The sequence below is a fragment of the Mesorhizobium sp. M0292 genome (genome assembly GCF_040321695.1).
Taxonomy (GTDB): Bacteria; Pseudomonadota; Alphaproteobacteria; order Rhizobiales; family Rhizobiaceae; genus Mesorhizobium.
This window is the reverse complement of record NZ_JAMYSB010000010.1, coordinates 77237-93109: the sequence shown is the minus strand read 5'-3', so window position 1 is coordinate 93109 and position 15873 is coordinate 77237. Positions and strand designations below refer to the sequence as shown.

Annotated in this window: 18 protein-coding genes; 8 read left to right on the top strand and 10 right to left on the bottom strand. The window is 64.1% G+C overall.

Annotated features, from left to right (window positions below):
* The first annotated feature begins 91 nt into the window (after positions 1-91).
* The 5 genes from NKI96_RS17360 to NKI96_RS17340 all read left to right on the top strand — a co-directional run bounded on the left by NKI96_RS17360 (position 92) and on the right by NKI96_RS17340 (position 3383).
* Positions 92-250 carry a DUF3309 family protein gene (locus NKI96_RS17360; RefSeq protein WP_023822305.1) on the top strand — a complete coding sequence of 53 codons (159 nt, stop codon included), beginning with the start codon at positions 92-94 and terminating at the stop codon, positions 248-250.
* Between the two features lie 349 nt (positions 251-599).
* A complete protein-coding gene (locus tag NKI96_RS17355; RefSeq protein ID WP_155921658.1) occupies positions 600-1016 on the top strand; it encodes a DOPA 4,5-dioxygenase family protein in 417 nt (138 codons plus the stop codon).
* A gap of 530 nt (positions 1017-1546) precedes the next feature.
* A complete protein-coding gene (locus NKI96_RS17350) occupies positions 1547-2155 on the top strand; it encodes a hypothetical protein (RefSeq protein WP_023822303.1) in 609 nt (202 codons plus the stop codon).
* A complete protein-coding gene (locus NKI96_RS17345; protein WP_023693628.1) occupies positions 2152-2544 on the top strand; it encodes a phage holin family protein in 393 nt (130 codons plus the stop codon). Before NKI96_RS17350 ends, NKI96_RS17345 begins: the two co-directional genes overlap by 4 nt.
* 56 nt (positions 2545-2600) lie before the next feature.
* Positions 2601-3383, top strand: a complete 783-nt coding sequence (locus NKI96_RS17340; RefSeq protein ID WP_352805354.1) for a hypothetical protein — start codon at positions 2601-2603, stop codon at positions 3381-3383.
* A gap of 276 nt (positions 3384-3659) precedes the next feature.
* Here NKI96_RS17340 and NKI96_RS17335 read toward each other — a convergent pair whose 3' ends face one another.
* From NKI96_RS17335 to NKI96_RS17315, 5 genes are all read right to left on the bottom strand, one after another.
* Positions 3660-3905 carry a MoaD/ThiS family protein gene (locus NKI96_RS17335; RefSeq protein ID WP_023684042.1) on the bottom strand — a complete coding sequence of 82 codons (246 nt, stop codon included), beginning with the start codon at positions 3903-3905 and terminating at the stop codon, positions 3660-3662.
* A 49-nt stretch (positions 3906-3954) separates the two neighbouring features.
* A complete protein-coding gene (locus NKI96_RS17330; protein ID WP_352805351.1) occupies positions 3955-6219 on the bottom strand; it encodes a xanthine dehydrogenase family protein molybdopterin-binding subunit in 2265 nt (754 codons plus the stop codon).
* On the bottom strand, positions 6216-6698 hold the full coding sequence (locus NKI96_RS17325) for a (2Fe-2S)-binding protein (protein ID WP_023684040.1): 483 nt from the start codon (positions 6696-6698) through the stop codon (positions 6216-6218). Before NKI96_RS17325 ends, NKI96_RS17330 begins: the two co-directional genes overlap by 4 nt.
* Positions 6698-7558: an FAD binding domain-containing protein gene (locus tag NKI96_RS17320; protein ID WP_352805348.1), complete on the bottom strand. Its 861-nt coding sequence runs from the start codon at positions 7556-7558 to the stop codon at positions 6698-6700. Before NKI96_RS17320 ends, NKI96_RS17325 begins: the two co-directional genes overlap by 1 nt.
* A gap of 178 nt (positions 7559-7736) precedes the next feature.
* On the bottom strand, positions 7737-8693 hold the full coding sequence (locus NKI96_RS17315) for an SDR family oxidoreductase (protein ID WP_352805345.1): 957 nt from the start codon (positions 8691-8693) through the stop codon (positions 7737-7739).
* A gap of 95 nt (positions 8694-8788) precedes the next feature.
* Here NKI96_RS17315 and NKI96_RS17310 point away from each other — a divergent pair, with 95 nt between their 5' ends.
* Complete coding sequence (locus NKI96_RS17310) at positions 8789-9697, top strand: LysR family transcriptional regulator (RefSeq protein ID WP_352805342.1); 909 nt, start codon at positions 8789-8791, stop codon at positions 9695-9697.
* Here the strand turns inward: NKI96_RS17310 and NKI96_RS17305 are convergent.
* The 3 genes from NKI96_RS17305 to NKI96_RS17295 all read right to left on the bottom strand — a co-directional run bounded on the left by NKI96_RS17305 (position 9661) and on the right by NKI96_RS17295 (position 12110).
* Positions 9661-10836: an MFS transporter gene (locus tag NKI96_RS17305; protein ID WP_352805339.1), complete on the bottom strand. Its 1176-nt coding sequence runs from the start codon at positions 10834-10836 to the stop codon at positions 9661-9663. The genes NKI96_RS17310 and NKI96_RS17305 overlap by 37 nt on opposite strands.
* 155 nt (positions 10837-10991) lie before the next feature.
* The gene (locus NKI96_RS17300; RefSeq protein ID WP_023673120.1) at positions 10992-11300 is read right to left on the bottom strand and encodes a DUF1244 domain-containing protein; all 309 of its coding nucleotides are present in this window, start codon (positions 11298-11300) and stop codon (positions 10992-10994) included.
* 12 nt (positions 11301-11312) lie between these two features.
* The gene (locus NKI96_RS17295) at positions 11313-12110 is read right to left on the bottom strand and encodes an N-formylglutamate amidohydrolase (protein WP_023806504.1); all 798 of its coding nucleotides are present in this window, start codon (positions 12108-12110) and stop codon (positions 11313-11315) included.
* A gap of 246 nt (positions 12111-12356) precedes the next feature.
* Here NKI96_RS17295 and NKI96_RS17290 point away from each other — a divergent pair, with 246 nt between their 5' ends.
* Together NKI96_RS17290 and pyk are read left to right on the top strand one after the other, a co-directional pair.
* Entirely contained in the window at positions 12357-12845 is a 489-nt protein-coding gene (locus NKI96_RS17290; RefSeq protein WP_023693637.1) for a DUF1036 domain-containing protein, read from the top strand.
* The gene (gene pyk / locus NKI96_RS17285) at positions 12842-14287 is read left to right on the top strand and encodes a pyruvate kinase (protein WP_023673117.1); all 1446 of its coding nucleotides are present in this window, start codon (positions 12842-12844) and stop codon (positions 14285-14287) included. The genes NKI96_RS17290 and pyk overlap by 4 nt, the downstream gene beginning before the upstream one ends.
* Positions 14288-14295: 8 nt before the next feature.
* On the opposite strand, the gene NKI96_RS17280 is transcribed toward pyk, so the two are convergent.
* Complete coding sequence (locus NKI96_RS17280; protein WP_023693638.1) at positions 14296-14760, bottom strand: hypothetical protein; 465 nt, start codon at positions 14758-14760, stop codon at positions 14296-14298.
* 7 nt (positions 14761-14767) lie between these two features.
* Entirely contained in the window at positions 14768-15835 is a 1068-nt protein-coding gene (locus NKI96_RS17275; RefSeq protein WP_352805335.1) for an alpha/beta fold hydrolase, read from the bottom strand.
* Positions 15836-15873 lie beyond the last annotated feature (38 nt).

The window sequence follows — 15873 nt, the reverse complement described above, 5'->3', positions numbered from 1 at the left end:
TTCGACCAGTCGGACAAAAGGCCGCCCGGAACAACCGGGCGGCCTTTTGCATTGTCCCCTCGTATCCGACCAGCAAGGCGAGGGACTCTTAATGACCGTCAGCACCATCCTCATCATTGTCTTGATCCTGATCCTGATCGGCGCCGTCCCGGCCTGGCCGCATTCGCGCTCCTGGGGCTATGGCCCCTCGGGCATCGTCGGCCTTGTGCTGGTGGTGCTGCTGATCCTGGTGCTGATGGGCAGGGTTTGATCGGAGCCTGAGATATCGGAGATTAGCGTTTCCTCGCCCCACGAAGTGCCGGCAATAGGCATACGGCGGTGCCAGCCCCCACTCCGACCGCTTCGCGGCCACCTCTCCCCCATGTCGATGGGGGAGAGGAAATGCCAAGCTTTTCAAGGCAGCGACCTCGGCGATTAGCATTTCCTCTCCCCCACGAATGTGGGGGTAGAGGTGGCTGGGCGAAGCCGAGACGGAGTGGGGGAGCTCCCAATGCGATTGGCCCGAAATCGAGATGACGAGCACACGCTGTGCCCCCTTGGCCACCCCGCACCCTTGCGTATACGCTGCCGGCACGACAATCAGCGAGGGAGCCATCAAGGTGAACACCGCCAGCCCGCCCAGGCCGCTCGCCGAGATCGCCAGCTATCACGCCCACATCTACTATGACGGGCAAGCCGAACGGCAGCAGGCCGAATGGCTGCGTCTGCGCATCGGCGAACGCTTCCGCGTGCGACTGGGCAACTGGCGCGACGAGCCGGTCGGCCCGCACGAGCAGGCCATGTACCAGGTCTCCTTCGCCACCGAGATCTTCGCATCGCTGGTTCCCTGGCTGATGCTGAACCATGGCGGCCTCAGCATCCTCATCCACCCCAACACCACCAACCCCAAGCGCGACCATCTGGTCGATCCGATCTGGATCGGGCGGCCGCTGGGGGTTCATGGCGAGGTGCTGGGTGAAGAGGATGAAGCGGAAGAGGCGCTGGAGGTGAACACGGAGCCGACGCTGGGGGCGTAGGGAGGCGTTCTGCAAAGTAGAGACTTGGCCTTGGAGACGCGTTCGCCAGTAGCCTAGCTCAGGCATGCATGACAGGCCGCTTTGCGCCTCAAGCCGTATCCTATGCCTTCATCATTGCTTCGTCGAAGGTGCCGAACCAGCGCGGGGCCGTTGGAGCGATGGACCATCAATTGTTGGCAAGGGAGAGTTCTCCTTGGTCGCCGGTACGCCGAGGCGGGGTCGCCGAATAGGCAAAGATTGCAATAGAGGAGGCAGCCGGCACTCGTTCCCGCAGGGTCGGGCGCGCCCGTTCGTACGGAGCAACTGGCGCTCCGCACGAGGGACAGGGCAACTCACTGGTGACTGGGTGCGTGCCTGACGAAGCTCTTCGTTTCGGCTGAGATAAATGCTCTCACTTACGGAACATCGCAGGTTCGTCGAAGTTGGAAAGCTACGGAGGACGTGCACATGAACAGTGTCATCTATCTTATCGGCCTTATCGTTGTCGTGCTCGCGGTCCTCTCCTTCCTCGGTTTTCACTAGGTGGCCTCATGCAGCATGAGAACGATCAGGGCGGACAGCCCACCGATTTCGACAAGGCGAAAAGCGACGTCTCCGACAGACTTCGCCAGGAAAATGAGCGTGCCAGCGAGTTGCTTCACGACGCGCGGGACGAGGTGACCCGTAAGGCTGGCGACTATGCATCTGAAGCCACGCAGGTCATCTCCGACAAGGCGGAGGAGGCGCAGCGCGACATCGGATCGAGCTTGGCGGCGTTGGGTGGTGCACTGCGAGCGGCCAGCGATCACCTTGCCAGCAACGATGAAAGGAACGCATCGAAATTCGCTTTGGATGCTGCCAGTGGCCTTGAGCGGCTTTCATCGTCCTTGAAACAGAAGCCCTTTAGCCAAGTCCTTGATGACGTGCAGTCCTTCGGCCGGCAAAATCCCGGTGTCCTGCTTGCGGGATCGGTGTTGGCCGGATTGGCTCTCGGGCGGTTCATCAAGGCTTCTCCGTCGGCAAGGCCCGATTCTGAGGCCGCTCCGGGAGGCCTCAGATCACACACCGATCAGCCACAGGGTTGGTCCGCTGATCGTCCACAAGATTTTGGCGTGGTCGGCGATGATGGCGCCACGCAGATCGCGGAGCAGGACAGATGAATAACCAGGACAATCCCAGCCTTGCCGGGCTAGTCACCGATTTGGCCCAGAATGTCACCACTCTGGTGCAAACCGAGGCGAGGCTGTTTCGGGCCGAGCTCTCTGAAAAGCTTACCAAAGCCGGAGCAGGTGCCGCGGAAGTGCTGGGCGGCGCGATTTGCCTGCTCGCCGCGCTCTTGGTGTTGCTGCAGGCGCTCATTATCGCACTGACGCGGGCAGGGCTTGGCGCGGGGTGGTCTTCCCTGCTGGTCGGTGTGGTCGTGGCGGTCCTCGGCGTCATCCTGCTGCGGACCGGGACGGCCAGCATGGCGCCTTCGGAACTTACCCCCGACCGGACCCAGGGACAGCTCAAGCGCGACGCGAGCGCGATTAAGGAACAGGTGAGATGAACGAGAAATCCGCAGCCGAACTTGAACGCGAGGCCGAGGCGGCTCGCGCTCGGGTGATGGAGACCGCCGAATCCATTCGAGGCAAGATGACGCCTGGACAATTGCTGGATGAGTTCACCGGGCTGTTCTCGGGAGGGGAGAGCGCGGCCATGCTCAGCAATCTCAGAACGCAGGTCCGAGACAATCCTTTGCCGGTCACCATGGTGGGCGCAGGTCTGGCCTGGCTGATGTTCGGCAGCGGTACCTCAAACACCACCCAACGTTCGGATGACTACCGATTGCCTTCAGCGCCGGGACAACATGATGTAGCAGGGGAGCGCGGCGGCTTGGGCGGCACGCTCTCCGATGCCGCGGAATCGCTCTCCTCGAGCGCTGCCAGCGCCGGCGACACCATATCGAGCACCGCAAGAGCCGCTGCGGCGAGTCTGACGGGAAGCGCTGCCAATGCAAGCTCGACGACTGGGGACATGGCGGCGAAAGCCAGCCGCTCCGCGCAAGATCTGTTGGAGGATCAACCCTTGGCCGTAGCGGCCGTCGGTCTCGCCATCGGCGCCGCTATAGGTGCAATGCTGCCCCATACCGCAACGGAGGACGAGCAACTAGGCGCCTATGGCGACAAGCTTCGCGATTCCGCCGAAACTTTGCTCGACAGGGGCCTCGATGAGGCCAAGCAGGTCGCCGCCGACGCCTATGAGACCATCAAGCAGGAAGCTGGCCGGCAAGATATGGAAGCAGACACGATAGCCGATCAGCTCGGCGAGATCGTGAAGTCCACAGCAGACAAGACCGAGCATGCCGTGCGCGAACGAATTTCCGATACGTCTCAGCGCCAAACCTAGCTTGATGATCCTGGATCAACGATAGCCGGCCTCTCCAGAAAGGGGCCGGTGTTGTCCGTCAAACGGTGACCCGCTCGAGTCACTTCAGAGCCGTGTGCGGACTGATGTCCCTTGCCGATAGTAATCCAGCGGATCAGGTTCTCTGGATTGTTGGCCAACCCGCCGCCGATAAGACGCGGTCAGCAAAACTGGCATCTAGGCGAGGACCGACATTGCACTTGAAGTTCGCAGACCGAGGATGCCGGTCCGCTCTGGGACGTAGGGCGACACCCCACTTCACCCCCCAGCCAGCCGCGGCAGCAGAAAAATCTCCGCCCCCGGCGGCAGTTCCTTCGACCACGTATCGCGATAGATCGTCCCGTCGATGGCCACCGCGATGCCCTTCTCGATCCAGGGCTCGATGCCGGGATACTGTTCAGCCAGTTTCCTGAACAGCTCCCTTATGTCCTTGGCCTCGACCTCGACCTTGCTCTGGCCGCCGGCGAGCTGGCCCAGCGCGCCCCAGAGCGTCACTTCGACCATCTAGTGAAGGACCGTCATTAGACCCTGCCGTGAACCGTTAATCGCCCCATCAGCCTCCCCGTTCCGCCTCGATCGCGGCGAGAACCCTTGGCGGCGACATCGGGATGTGGGTCATGCGCACGCCGGCGGCGTTGGAGACGGCGTTGGCGATCGCCGCCAGCGGCGGGACGATCGAGGTTTCGCCGACGCCGCGCACGCCATAGGGGTGGTTGGGGTTGGGTATCTCGAGGATCTGCGTGTCGATCATCGGCAGGTCCGAGCAGACCGGGATGCGGTAGTCGAGGAAGCCGGCGTTCTGGAGACGCCCGTCCTTGCCGTAGATATACTCCTCGTTGAGCGCCCAGCCGATGCCTTGCGCCGCACCGCCCTGGTACTGGCCCTCGACATAGGTCGGGTGCACCGCCTTGCCGGCATCCTGGATCACCGTGTAGCGGATCACCCTGGTCGAGCCGGTATCGGGGTCGACCTCGATGTCGCATATATGGGTGGCGAAGGAGACGCCTGCGCCGTCGGCGACGAGTTCGCTGTGGCCGGCGATCGGCCCGCCGGTCTTGCCGGAAGCGGCGGCGATCTCCTTCAGCGACAGGGCTGCAAGATTGCCGTACTTCTCGCCCTTGGCGATGGCGTGGCCGTTTTCCCAGACCACGTCGTCGACGGGGATGTCCCACGTCTGGGCGGCGCGCTCACGCAGGATCTTGATCGCGTTGCGGGCGGCCGAGATGGTCGCCATCGAGGACGAGAAGGTGCCGCGGCTGCCGTCGGTCATGTCGTTGTAGCCGAGCGAGGACGTGTCGGCGACCACCGCCTTGAGCTGGGCATAGTCGATGCCCAGCTCCTCCGCCGCCACCAGCGACAGCGACGCGCGCGAACCACCGACATCCACCGTGCCGACGGCCAGCGACACCGAGCCGTCCATGCCGATGTTCAGGTCCACGCAGGTCTGGCCACCGAAGTTGAACCAGAAGCCGCAGGCCATGCCGCGGCCCTGGTTCTTGCCCAGCGGGGCCTTCATGTGCGGATGGTGCTTGGCCGCCTCCAGCGTCGGGCCGATGCCGATCGGGCCGTAGACCGGACCGTAGGAGGAGCGGGTGCCTTCCTGCGCGGCGTTCTTGATGCGGAACTCGACCGGGTCCATGCCGAGCTCCTTGGCCAACTCGTCGACTGCACTTTCCACCGCGAACGCCGCCATAGGAGCGGATGGCGCGCGATAGGCCGCGGTCTTCGGCCGGTTGACCAGCACTTCGAAGCCGACCGTCTGGACGTTGTCGAGCTTGTAGCAGGCGAAGGCTGTCATGGCGCCGATCTCGGCCCAGGCGCCGGCATAGGGGCCGCTGGTGTAGCGCAGTGTCGCTTCGGCGGCGGTGATGGTGCCGTCCTTGCGGGCGCCGATCTTGACGTCGATCGAGGTGGCGCTGGTCGGACCCGAGGCGCGGAACACCTCGTCGCGAGTCATGACGAGCTTCACCGGCCGACCGGCCTTGCGCGACAGCGCCAGCGCCACCGGTTCGGCCCAGACGTGGGTCTTGCCGCCGAAGCCGCCGCCGATTTCAGACGAGGTGACGCGCAGCTTGGAGGCTTCCAGCCCGAGCAGTTGCGCGCAATGCTGGCGGTAGACGAAATGGCCCTGCGTGCAGACCCATAGGTCGGCGGTGCCGTCGGACGAGACGCTCGCCACGCAGGCATGCGGCTCGATATAGCCCTGGTGCGTCTGCTCGGTCTTGAAGGAGCGCTCGACGATGACATCGGCGTGGCCAAAGCCTTGATGGACATCGCCATGGCCAAACTGGCTGCGCTTGGTGACGTTGGACGGCTTTGCCGGCTTTTCCTCGAGACCCTCGGTGAAGATCGTGTCGTTGATCAACGGCGCGGTGTGCTTCATCGCCTCGTCGACATCGGTGACATGCGGCAACAGCTCGTACTCGACCTCGATCAGCTTCAGCGCCTGCCTTGCCGTGCGGGCATCGACGGCCGCGACCGCGGCCACCGCGTGGCCGTCATAGAGCGCCTTGCCGCGCGCCATGCAATTGTCGAGGACGTCATACATGGCGGCATCGCCATCGGTGAGGTCGGGCAGGTCGGCGGCGGTGATCACCGCTTTCACGCCGGGGAGCTTTTCCGCCTTCGAGGTGTCGATCTTGAGGATTTTCGCGTGGGCGTGCGGGCTGCGCAGAACACGCCCGACCAGCTGTCCAGCCATGTTGAAGTCGGCGCCGTAGCGGGCGCGTCCGGTCACCTTGTCGACGCCGTCGGGACGGATAGGCCGCGTGCCGACGGATGAGAATTTGCGGCCCGAAAAGCGTGGATCGAAGTTCATGCGTGTGCTCCCTTCATCACGTTGGCCGCATCCTGCACCGCGCGCACGATCTTGTCGTAGCCGGTGCAGCGGCAGAGGTTTCCGGCGAGGCCGAAGCGGATTTCTTCCTCGGTCGGATCGGGGTTCTTGGCCAGGAGGTCCTTCGCCGCGATCAGGAAGCCCGGCGTGCAGATGCCGCATTGCAAGGCTGCGTGTTCGAGGAATTTCTGCTGCAGCGGATGCAACTGATCGCCATGCGCCATGCCTTCGACGGTCTCGATATGCCGGCCTTCGGCTTCAGCGCCAAGCACAAGGCAGGAGCAGACCAGCCGATTGTCGAGAATGATCGAGCAGGCGCCGCAGTCGCCCGTGCCGCAGCCTTCCTTGGCGCCGGTCAGGCCGAGCCGATCGCGCAGGACGTCGAGCAACGTCTCGTCGGGCTGGCAAAGGTATTCGACGTGATCGCCGTTGATTGTCGTTGAAACTGCTACACCGGCCATCATTTGCCTCCTGCGCGTGCGTAGGCGGTCGTCGCGGCCCGTCCGGCCAGCACGCCCGCAACTTTTCGTCTGAACTCGATGGTACCGCGCTTGTCGTCGATGGGGCGGCAGGCCCCAGCGCAGATCTTGGCGAGCCGCTCAAGTGCCGCCTCGTCCAGCTTCCTGCCGATGAGTGCCTCGGCTGCTTCTTCCACCAGAAGCACGGTCGGGGCCGCGGCGCCCAGCGCGACGCGGGCGGCTGTTATGACACCATGCTCGTCGAGCGTCAGGTTCACGCCGGCGCTCACCACCGCGATGTCCATCTCGGTGCGCGGAATGAATCTGAGATAGGCGTCGCCCGAACGCGGCGCGCGCTTGTCGAGCAGGATCGCCTCGACGATCTCACCCTTGGTGAGCGAGGTCTTGCCAGGCCCGATCGGCACAGCCTCGACCGGAATGGTGCGCTTGCCCGAGGGACCGGCAACCACGGCCTTTGCGGCGGCGGCCACCAAGGCCGGGACGCTGTCGGCGGCCGGCGAGGCGTTGCACAGATTGCCAACGATGGTGCAGCGGCCCTGGACCTGTTTCGAGCCGATCAGCTTCGACGCTTCGACGACACCGGGCCAGGCCTTCTTCAGAACCGAGCTCTCGCCCAGGACGACGCAGGGGACGGTGGCGCCGATGCTGAAGCCGTCGGCCGTCTCCCTGATCTCGCTCAAGCCCTCGATCGCCTTGATGTCGACGATCAGGTCGGGATCGACAAACCCGCCCTTCATCCGAACGAGGAGGTCACTGCCTCCAGCGAGAATGGCTGATGTGCCGGAAGCGTCGGCCAGCAGGCCAACGGCGTCTTCGATTGAAAGCGGACGTATGTAACGCATCGTCTCCCCTTGGTGATGGTGATCTCGCCGACCGTTATAAACAGTCTCCTCATAATGACCATCCGGTTGCTGATTTCCAGCGATTGGGCCAGCACTGCGAGAGAGATTTTTGTCTAAAGTCTTTGTTTTGATGCATGTCGCTGTCCCAGAACCGCGCACACTTCTGGCCGACATGCATTCAAGCGGCGTCTTTTGCATTGTCGAGGCTGATGCCGATGTCCTTCAATGCCTCGGCCACGGCCTCGTCCAGCGGCGTGTGCGGGACTTCGCCGATGATGCCTTCCAGCCGGTCGGACACGAGCCGGTGCGGTTCGAAGCGCAGATAGGACATCGAGACGATCTCGCGCCACATCGCCACGAACGGGCTGCCGGCGCGCAGCACCCACCAAGGCATGAAGGTCAGCTTCAGCGGATGTCCCAACGCTTTCTCGGCCGCGGCCTTTATGTCCATGTCGGTGACGGCGTGGCCGGGGAAGTTGAGCGCCTCAAAGAAGCCGAGCTTGCCCTGATTACGCGCCAGGCCGACGAAGCCGATGGCGAAGTCCGGCAAATAGGCCCATTCATGCACGAGGTTGGCAGGGCCGGGCGCGGTGTAGACACCGTTGCTCATCTTGGCGGTGACGACGAGGTCGAACCATGATCCGCTGCCGGTGCCGCCGAAGAAATCGCCGGCGCGCAGGATGATGGTGCGGACGCGGCCGGCATCGGCCTCGCGGCGAAACAGCGCTTCCATGGCGCAGCGGATGCGGCCCTTCTCGGTCGTCGGGCGGAACGGCGTGTCTTCGGTGACGAGTTGAGGCATCGGCGAGCCGTAATTGTAGACAGTGCCGGGGAAGAGATGCAGCGCGCCATTGGCATGGCAGGCGGCCATGACGTTCTCCGCCATCGGCAGGCATTTGCTCCAATCGGTGTAGATCGGGTTGAGACCGTTGAAGATGATGTCGACACCCTGCGTGGCGCGGATCAGCGCCTCGCGGTCGAGCGCATCGCCGGCGACGGCGGTGGCGCCCTTGAGTTCGGCCGGGACCTTGCCGGTGCGGGTGACGGCGCGGACATCGAAGCCGGCGTCGATGAAGGCTTTGCCAACCACGCGGCCGAGCCGGCCATTGGCGCCTAGAATTGCGATCTTGGTCATTTTTCTTCTCCGTGTCTGTGTTTGCACGGTGAATATGATGCGTTCATACGCGAATGAAAATTGACTATGGATGCAGATTTGTTATTCATAAATGAATGGAAGACATCGACTGGAACCTGATCAAGAGTTTCGTCACCGTGGCGGAGACCGGCAGCCTGTCGGCCGCGGCGCGCAAACTGTCGGCCAGCCAACCGACGCTCGGGCGTCACATCGGTGAGCTCGAACAGGCGTTGGGCGTCACCTTGTTCCGGCGCGGGCGGCGCGGCTATGCGCTGACGGAAGCAGGCGCCACGCTGTTCGAACGCGGCAAGGCCGTGAGCGAGCAGGCGAGCGCGTTCTCACTATTGGCATTGGGCTCGGTCGAGGCGATCGAAGGCACGGTGCGCATTGCGGCCAGCGAGGTGGTGGCGGCCTATGTGCTGCCGAGGATGACGGCGCGGCTCGGCATCGAGGAGCCCGGCATCGAGGTCGAGATCGTCGCCTCGAACCAGGTCGAGAACCTGCTGCGAAGGGATGCCGATATCGCCATCCGCATGGTCAAGCCGGCGCAGAACGAGCTGACGGCGCGCAAGGTCTGCGATATCAAACTCTGCTGCTGCGCGGCGAAATCCTATCTCGACTGGCACGGCCGCCCGCTCAAGCCCGCCGACCTTCTCGACCATCCGCTGATCGGCTTCGACCGCAGCGACGAGATGATCCGGGGCTTTACCCAGGCCGGCATCCCCGTCACCCGGAGCAGCTTCCGCTTCAGGGCCGACAACCAGATCGTTCTGTGGGAAGCGCTGCGGGCGGGAAACGGCGTCGGTCTCGGCCAGGAGCCGCTGGCCGGCAGCGACCCGTTGCTGGAGAAACTCCTGCCCGGCCTGCCATTGCCCAGCCTGCCGGTGTGGCTGGCCATGCATCGCGACGTGCGCACCAGCGTGCGCATCCGCCGCGTCGCGGATTTCCTCTATGAGGAGCTGAAGCGCTATTCGGCGGGGGCGGCCGCGAATTCGGCGCGGTGAGCGAGCCCGGCCATCAACAGCACGACGATCAGCAGCGCCGACATGGCGACGAAGATCGGGCCGAAGCTCGAATGCTCGGCGACGAAGCCGATCGCCGACGGCGCCACCAATATACCGGAATAGCCCATGGTGGTGACCACGCTCATGCCGGTGCCCGACGACATGCCTTCCTGGTTGCCGCCGGCCGAGAAGATGATCGGCACCATATTGGCGATGCCGAAGCCGCAGAGGGCAAAAGCCGCGATGGCGATCCAGGGCGATGGCGACAGGCCGGCGACCAGCATGCCGGCGGCGGCGACGACGGCAGAGCCGCGCAGCGTGGCCACCGCGCCGAAGCGGTTGCGCACGCCGTCACCGAAAAAGCGCATGACAGCCATGACGCCGGAGAAGGCGGCGTAGGCAAGGCCGGCGATGGCGAGGTCGGCGCCGAGCTCCTGCCTGAGATAAAGCGCTGCCCAGTCGAGCACGGCGCCCTCGGAAATCATCGTCAGCAGCGCCATGAGCCCGACAAGATAGACCAGCGGGTTGGCCGGCAGCGCAAATTTGTGATGTTCGGCGGCATGCGGCTTGTGCTCGGCGATGAGGTAGCCGACCGCCACGGCAATGACGGCAAAAGCAATGACCGTGACTACAGCCGCATGGGCGAGGTGGCCGTAAGTCTGGATGGCGTAACCGCCCAGACCGCCGCCGGCGAAACCGCCGAGGCTCCAGAAGCCGTGCGACGACGACATGATGGCGCGGGAGAGCCGGCGCTCGACCACCACCGCATTGGCGTTCATGGCGACATCCATGCCGCCGATCGAGCCGCCGAAGATGATCATGGCGATCGCCGCCAGCGGGACGTTGGGCGCCAGCGCCACGACCAGCAGGCCGAGGCTGCCGCACAGGCCGAACCAGCGCAACACGGTGCGCGAGCCATGCCTGGAGATCAGATGGCCGCACCAGCTCATGGCCGCGACCGCGCCGACGCCGAACAGAAGGATCAGCAGACCGAGGGTGAATTTCGAGATGTCGAGCCGGGTCAGGAACACCGGAATCTGCGGCGCCCAGCTGCCGGTCAGGAAGCCGTTGGCGAGGAATATCGCTGCTACGGCCCATCGCCCGCGAATGGCTCTCTGCATGGTGTCTTGCGCGTTCATGGCCCGAATCCGGTCAAGGAATGGCTTTGCGCGGCAAATTAGATCGATTCAATTTCTCGTCAAGCGCTTGGCTGCGAAAAGCTTGTGGGCCACATCTAAGGGGAAACCGTTAGGCGCTGTCCCGCCGACGTCAATCCTGTGAACCGCGCGCTACTTCAGTGATCCCTCGGCCGTCTTGCCTCGAACTCCGCTTTCTTGGCGTCCGAAGCCTCGGTCTGGTTCAGCGCCTGCCATTGCGCATAGGGCATGCCGTAGACGATTTCGCGCGACTGATCCTTGCCGAGATCGACGCCCTCAGCCTCGGCCGCTTCGCGATACCAGTTCGACAGGCAGTTGCGGCAGAAGCCGGCGAGGTTCATCAGGTCGATGTTTTGCACATCGCTGCGCTCGCGCAGATGATCGACCAGCCGGCGGAAGGCCGCGGCCTCGAAATCGCGTTTCTGGTCATCGCTGAGTTCGGTCATTGCCTTGGATCCTCACAGCGGCCCGGTGCGCGAGCCGAACATCTTCACCTGATGTATATCGGGACGGCGGTCGATGGCGTCAACGATCGGCGCCAGCCGTTCCGTCCAGGCCAGCGCCCCCTTGCGGTCTGATATCAGGTCCTGGCGGATCTCGATCAGCGCATGGGCAAAGCCGTTGACGATGGCGTGCTTGAACATGGTGTCGCCGCGCAACGCGCCGTCATAGGGTTCATTGTCGCCGACGACGAGGTTTTTATCCTGCGCCAGCATGTCGATCAGCGGCCGCGCCACGCGGTCGTCGAGGTCCCACAATATGCCGACATGCCAAGGGCGGATGAAGCCCTGCATGACAGGGGTGAAGGAGTGTACGGAGAAGATGAACGGCGCTTTGCCTGAGGCGTGCGCCACCGACGCGATCATGGCGCCGACCGCGTCCTGATAAGGCCGGTAGAAGCCGTCGAGCCGCCTTTCGCGTTCTTGCGGCGCCATAGGGTAGTTTCCCGGCACGACAGTGCCGTCATAGAGCTGGCGGATCAGCGTCGGGTCGTCCTCGCCGCGATTGGGATCGATCAGCAGCCGCGAAAAATTGGCGATCACCGCCGGCACGTCGAGCGCTGCGGCCAGTTCGCGCGTCACCGTCTCGACACCGATGTCGTAGGCGATATGGCGATCGAGTTCCGCCGCCGGCAAGCCGAGACTGCCATACTCCTCCGGCAGGTCGCGGCGGGCATGGTCGGCGACAAGCACGATGCCTCGCTTGCGGTCGCCTTCGACGATATCGAAAGGCGCGAAAACTGTGGATCGGGTCATTGGCTGGAAAGGTCTGTTCGCTGGCTTCCGGGGAGGGTGGTATCGTCATTCCCACGAAGAGGACGGTTGCGCAATGCCGTTGTTTGGCCACGGTTCCTGCGAAAATCCTGTGACGCGCGGCGTATCGCGTGTCGGGGGCCTTTCTAAATCGATTGGAATTGGACAGAACGGCGCGTTGACATGCGCCCGGACTTTTCCGAAAAGGGGCGTTGAGAGATGCAGATGACGTTATTGAGGGGTTTCGGGATGGGTTCCGCCGGCAGGCCGCGTGCGCGCACCGCCTTTGCCGTGCAGCTCCTGACCCTGACGCTAGGGCTCACCGCGCTGGTCGCGGCTTCGCCCGCCCGCGCCGATTTCCGCGTCTGCAACGCCACGCAGAACCTGGTCGGCGTCGGCATCGGCTACCGCGCCAAGGCAGGCTGGATCACCGAGGGGTGGTGGCACATCGAAGGATCGAGCTGCAAGACGCTGATCGAAGGTCCGCTGTCATCGAGGTTTTACTATCTTTATGCAGAAGACGCCGAGCGCGGCGGGCGCTGGGATGGCCCGATCAACATGTGCGTGGCCGAAAAAGAATTCAAGATTGCCGGCGTTACCGATTGCGTCGCCCGGGGCTTCCAGCGCGCCGGATTCCAGGAATATGACACGGGCGAGCAGGCAAGCTGGATGGTCCAGCTGACCGATGAGTCCACAACGGGAGGCGCTCCAGCCGCCCCGGGAACAAACAGTCAATGAGACGTAGCCGCAAGGTCAAGATCCTCGCCACCATCGGTCCTGCCTCCTCGTCCGAGGAGATGCTGCAGAAGCTGTTCGAAGCCGGCGCCGATGTCTTCCGCATCAATATGAGCCACACCGATCACGAGCTGATGCGCACGCTGGTCGGCCGCATCCGCGCGGTCGAGGAAAAGGTCGGCCGTCCGATCGGCATCCTGGCCGATTTGCAGGGACCGAAGCTGCGCGTCGGCAAGTTCGCCAACGGCAAGGAGGTTCTGACGCCGGGCCAGACCTTCACCCTCGACAACAATCCCGAGCCCGGCACGTCGACCCGGGTCTACCTGCCGCATCCCGAAATCCTGAGCTCGGTCGAGGCCGGCCACCGTCTGTTGATCGATGACGGCAAGCTGGAGCTCAGGGCGGTGAAGAGCGACGGCAAGTCTATCACCTGCACCGTCGTCGCCGGCACCACCATTTCCGACAAGAAGGGCGTCAGCCTGCCCGACACCGACCTGCCGGTCGGTGCGCTGACCGAAAAGGACCGCAAGGACCTCGATGCGGTGCTGGCGGAAAGCGTCGACTGGGTGGCGCTGTCCTTCGTGCAGCGGCCAGAGGATTTGGCGGAAGCCCGCAAGATCGCGCGCGGCCGGGCACTGATCATGGCCAAGATTGAAAAGCCGCAGGCCGTCGCCCGGCTGGCCGAAATCATCGAACTCTCCGACGCGCTGATGGTCGCCCGCGGCGATCTCGGTGTGGAAATGCCGCTGGAAGCGGTGCCCGGCATCCAGAAGCAGATCACGCGCGCCGCGCGCCGCGCCGGCAAGCCGGTGGTGGTCGCCACGCAGATGCTGGAATCGATGATCACCGCGCCGGTGCCGACCCGCGCCGAGGTGTCCGACGTGTCGATCGCCGTGTTCGAGGGCGCCGACGCCATCATGCTTTCAGCCGAATCCGCTGCCGGCGCCTATCCGGTCGAGGCGGTGGCGATGATGAACCGCATCGCCACCAAGGTCGAGACCGACCCGACCTATGCCGGCATCATCAACGCGCAGCGCTCGGAACCGGAAGCAACCGGCGCCGACGCCATTTCGCTCGCCGCCCGCGAGATTGCGGAGACGCTGAAACTGTCGGCGATCATCACCTATACGGCGTCGGGCACCACGGGCCTGCGCGCCGCGCGCGAGCGGCCGCAAGTGCCGATCATCGCGCTGTCGCCGATCCTCAACACGGCGCGGCGGCTGTCGCTCTTGTGGGGCACGCATTGCGTCGTCTCGCCCGACGCCAGCGACCTCGACGACATGGTCGACCGCGCCTGCCGCATCGCTTTCGAAGAGGGGTTCGGTCAGCCGGGCGACCGCGTCATCATCACGGCGGGCGTGCCGCTGAGGACGCCGGGTTCGACCAACATGCTGCGCATCGCCTATGTCGGGTCGGACGTGCAGGCCACCCGCAACATAGGTTGACAGAGGCTTCAACTCATCACAGTTCGCAGCGCTCTTGCCGCACCTTCGGCGTGATCGATACGCTGAAGGAAGCGGTGTGCGCGAGGGATTGGGTCATAGAGATACTGATCCGGGCCGCGCATCTTTCGCCGGTTGAGGTCGGCGGTGTCGAGCAGGTCGAAATCGACCCTTTCCAGCGTGCAGTGCCAGCCTGCGCTATGCGAAGCCCATCCCCTTCCGTGGTGCTGCAGAAGCCGCTCTCGGCTGGAATAGCCGTGATAGTCGAAGGCGATCACGCCGTTCGTCATATAGATATGGTTGCCGTAGAAATCCTCGCCCGGAATGATCCGTTCGCCGTAGAATCCGTCCAGGGGAGGATGGCTGAGGAAGGTGCCCGCAAGGATGTGGCAGGCGCCGTAGCCGAAGAAGATGCGATCCGGTAGCGCCCAGAACGCTTCGGGGTTTTTCTTGATTCCGTGCTTCAGGACATACATGCGGCCGTCACGTCGGGGCGAGTTGCGCGTCGGGCACCGTAATGTCGGGGCACTGTGCATCGTTGTAGGCGTCGCCGGCGATCCGCGCTTCCACGGTTTTTGCCATTGCCTGCAGGTCGACGTCCTTGCCGGCGACTTTCTCGATCGCGCCGACGACGAGGTCGGAGGCGATCCAATCCGGCTTGTGGCCCAGATTGTGGACCCAGATCAGTTCGGCGCCGGGGATGTCCCTGACCAGGCCGACCGAATGGATCGAGGCATAGACCACCTTGTCGCGGTCGCCCGTGATGACGATCGTCGGCGCTGTGATGTCGCGGTAATGCGGCGCGACCTTCAGCGTATAGTCGTAGAGGCCGGCGACATCGATGGCGTTGGCGCGGAAAGCGCCGGGACGCAGCACCAGCGGAATCGAGGCATTGCCGACATAGCCTTCCGGCACCTTGTTGGGAGAAAACACGCAGGCCGTGGCGCTGTCCATCTGCAGCGTGCCTGCCGGATAGGTCAATGTCTCCGAGAACAGCCAGCCGATGATGGGGGTGGCGGTCAGCTTGTAGTACCAGGCGGTCGCGCCGCCCGGCCAGGGGTGGCTGACCGGCGACAGAAAGACCAGCCCGAGCGTCTTCTCCGGGTGTTCGCGGCCAAAGGCGGCGGTGATCACGCCGCCAAACGAATGGCCGACGATGATCGCATTGTGGATGCCGAGACGGTCCATCAGGCTGGCGATGGTGTCGGCCTGCGCCGACGGGCTCTCATTGTTGCCGGGGCCGCGTGCCGACCAGCCGAAGCCCGGCCGGTCAAGGAAAACCATCTCGGCGCGGCCTTCGAGCAAAGGCCTGATCGGCAGCATCTGATCCCTAAGATTGGCGCTGGCGCCGTGGATGAAGACGATGGCCGGCAGCTCTGCATTTTGCGGAGCCGGCACGTGGACATAGTGGATGCGGGTGCCGTCGATGTCGGCAAATTCGCCGGCCGGCGGGTTGCGCCACTCGATCAGCCACGCGCCGGCCCGGGTGACACCGGCCAGGGCAAAGACGAGCGCGAGGAGCAAAGCACAGGCGGCGTAAATGAGGTTCATGCGCGGAGATACGGGGGTGGAGGGGGATAAGTTCTAGG